Genomic DNA, 2,724 nt, shown 5'->3' with positions numbered 1-2,724 from the left:
CTGTTAGGACCTCTAAAGGACCCGACCCTGGTGGTGCTGGACACCCAGAGTGTCCACGCGGCCGTCGGGGTCCCCGCCTCCACGACCGGACACGACCCGGCCAAGCGGGTGCCGGGCCGCAAGCGCGGAGTGGCCGTGGACGTCCTCGGCCTGGTCATCGCGGTCGTCGTCCTCGCCGCGAACATCCACGACAACACCGCCGGCATCGTCCTGCTGGACCAGGTCGCCGAGCACACCGGCGGCACTGTCCGCAAAGCCCTGGTCGACCAGGGCTTCAAGCACCAGGTTGTCGAGCACGGCGCTGGCCTGGGTATCGATGTCGAGATCGTCGAACGCACCCCCGGGCACCGGGGATTCCTGCCGCAGCCGAAGCGGTGGAGGGTCGAGCAGACCTATGGAATCTTGATACTGCACCGGCGCCTGGTCCGTGACTACGAGTACCGCACCGCCTCGTCCGCCTCCCGCGTCTACTGGGCGATGTCCCACGTCATGATCCGCCGCCTCACCGGCGCAAACATCTCCACCTGGCGTGTAGAGGAGGTGAGCGCATGAACATCCGCCTCCTACTTCAGGCACTGGATCTCCAGGAGGATGCCGCCCGGGCCCTGGCTGACGACCTTCGCGCGCAGATCGACGCCCTGCAGACCCGGCTGCGGGAGGCCGAGACACACCTCGAGCACCTCGCCATCACCCGCAAGACTGTCACCGGCCTCGCCGACCGGCTCCCTCCATCTTTGCCGGAGCTGCCCGAGCACCCGGACTACCCGCGCATCCTCGCTGTCTTCAACGAGGCGACCGGCCCCCTGCGAGCCAAGGACGCCTGCCAGGCCCTCGGCCACGAAGTACTGCCGAAGAACGTCGAAGGCACCCGGGCCAAACTGAAGCGCCTGGTCAACCTCAGCATCCTCACCGAAGCCGACACCGGCAACTTCGCCAGGAAGCAGTAGCCGATGCCGCGGCCAGCGCCCCTGCCCCAAGCAGAGGTACCGATGAAATGAAGTTTCCCGGGGTGACGGAATGCGCGAAGGAGAATTGAGGCTGGTCGCCTGAGGCGATGCGATGTTCCGCCCACCGACCGCCGCCGGCGCCCGGCTTGTGGGAAAACCCCAGGAGGGTGGGAAGATACGGTGTGCCGTACCGCATCGTGACCGTGACCGGCTCGCACCGCACCGGCTTCGGTCTCCAGGTCGAGCCCGCCGTCCCTATCAAGGCGTTGGCCGCCCGTGTCGCTGACACTGACGTGCCCGTGCGAGGCGACACTCTGCTTCTGCTCTTTCCCGAGGGCCGCCACGGGCGGGCGATCCTTGCGGACTTCGCTCTGGAAGCCTGGCGCGACGGAGACACGTACTACTGCCGCAGCAGTCCTGATGACCCCGAGTTCACCCTTGTCATCGGCACCGAGCGCGGACCGGAGGATCTTCCGCCGGGCACGGAGATCTGGTTGGACGACGCGGCTCCCACCGGCGGTGCGCGAAGCGGTGGCTGGAGCCGGATCATCGCGCAATTCGATGAGCTGCCGTGGGTGAGGGCCGATCCTGACGCTGGCCCAGGGTGATGCCGTCACATTGGTCCTCCTCTGAGCCTCCCGAAGATCCGATGACATGCGGTTGCCGGAGTGACGCAATTCGCGGACGAAGGCTAGGCAGGGATTCCCCACACCGATGGCGGGATCCTCACCTCGCAGATGGCTCGTTTCAGAAGGCCACAGCGTTCCGCCGGTTGCCCAAGGATCACCTGGAAACGGACATCACCTCACGAACCACCCTTTAATAACGGCCTCGGACCCCCGATTGGAAGGTAGGACAAACTCAGAAGCAGTCCGCTGGCATGTCGAGGGTGGTGCGGTCGAGGCTTTCCAGCAGCGAGAACTGCGCCTCTGTCCTGGGCAGTTCGTACCGGAAGAAGTACTGACTCGCCCGGCGCTTGCCTTCGTAGAAGGCGCCGCTGCGTCCGTCGGCGGCCAGCATCTGCTCTAGCCACATCCAGGCAACCACGACCTGTCCCACGGCCTCCAGATAGACCGAGGCGTTGGCGAGGGCGGTCTCGGCGTCCCCGGCCTCCCAAAGACGCCGTGTCACGGCGGCGACGCGGGCGACGGAGGCGTCCAGCTGTCGTCCGAAGCCAGCGACTTGCTCGTCGGCGGCCGCCGCGCGGGCGGTCGTCATGGAGACGGTCTCGATGAGCAGTCGGAGTCCCGCGCCGCCGTCCATGACGACTTTTCGGCCCAGCAGGTCGAGGCCGTGGACGCCGTGCGTCCCCTCGTGGATGGGGTTGAGACGGTTGTCCCGGTAGAACTGTTCGACGTTGTACTCGCGGGTGTAGCCGTAGCCGCCGTGGACCTGGATGGCAAGGTTGTTGGCCTCCAGGCACCACTGGGAAGGCCAGCTCTTGGCGATCGGGGTGAGCATGTCCAGCAGAAGCCCGGCCCTGGCCCGCTCGTCGGCCGTCGGGGCGGTGCGCTCGTCGTCCAGCAGCCGCCCGCAGTACAGGATGAGAGCCAGCGCGCCTTCGACGTACGATTTCTGGGCGAGGAGCATGCGCCGGACATCGGGATGCCCGACGATCGGGATCTGGGGGGTGGTGGCATCCTTGGCCATGAGCGGGCGCCCCTGGGGCCGGGTGCGCGCGTAGTCCAAGGCGTGCAGGTAGCCGGTGTAACCAAGCGCCGTGGCACCGAGTCCGACACCGATGCGGGCCTCGTTCATCATGTGGAACATGTAGGAC

General features: G+C 66.9%; 4 protein-coding genes. 3 read left to right on the top strand and 1 reads right to left on the bottom strand.

Annotation, left to right across the window (positions count from 1 at the left end; all coding sequences use genetic code 11):
• The 3 genes from ACFW2E_RS44800 to ACFW2E_RS44790 form a co-directional block, all read left to right on the top strand.
• A partial coding sequence (locus ACFW2E_RS44800) for a transposase (protein WP_384477347.1) occupies positions 1-552 on the top strand: 552 nt, incomplete at its 5' end.
• Complete coding sequence (locus tag ACFW2E_RS44795) at positions 549-947, top strand: hypothetical protein (RefSeq protein ID WP_384477344.1); 399 nt, start codon at positions 549-551, stop codon at positions 945-947. The genes ACFW2E_RS44800 and ACFW2E_RS44795, both read left to right, overlap by 4 nt.
• A 182-nt stretch (positions 948-1,129) precedes the next feature.
• Positions 1,130-1,555 (top strand): hypothetical protein, encoded by a 426-nt coding sequence (locus tag ACFW2E_RS44790; RefSeq protein WP_384477341.1) that lies wholly within the window; start codon positions 1,130-1,132, stop codon positions 1,553-1,555.
• Between the two features lie 253 nt (positions 1,556-1,808).
• On the opposite strand, the gene ACFW2E_RS44785 is transcribed toward ACFW2E_RS44790, so the two are convergent.
• Positions 1,809-2,724: acyl-CoA dehydrogenase (locus tag ACFW2E_RS44785; RefSeq protein WP_384477338.1), on the bottom strand; the 916-nt coding region annotated here is incomplete at its 5' end.

Source organism: Streptomyces sp. NPDC058964, from assembly GCF_042741275.1.
Lineage (GTDB): Bacteria > Actinomycetota > Actinomycetes > Streptomycetales > Streptomycetaceae > Streptomyces.
The sequence above is the reverse complement of the archived record's forward strand: the minus strand, read 5'-3'. Positions and strand labels throughout refer to the sequence as shown.

Excerpts from the sequence above, each read along its gene's own strand:
- ACFW2E_RS44795 (WP_384477344.1), top strand. The coding sequence starts at position 549 with ATGAACATCCGCCTCCTACTTCAGGCACTGGATCTCCAGGAGGATGCC.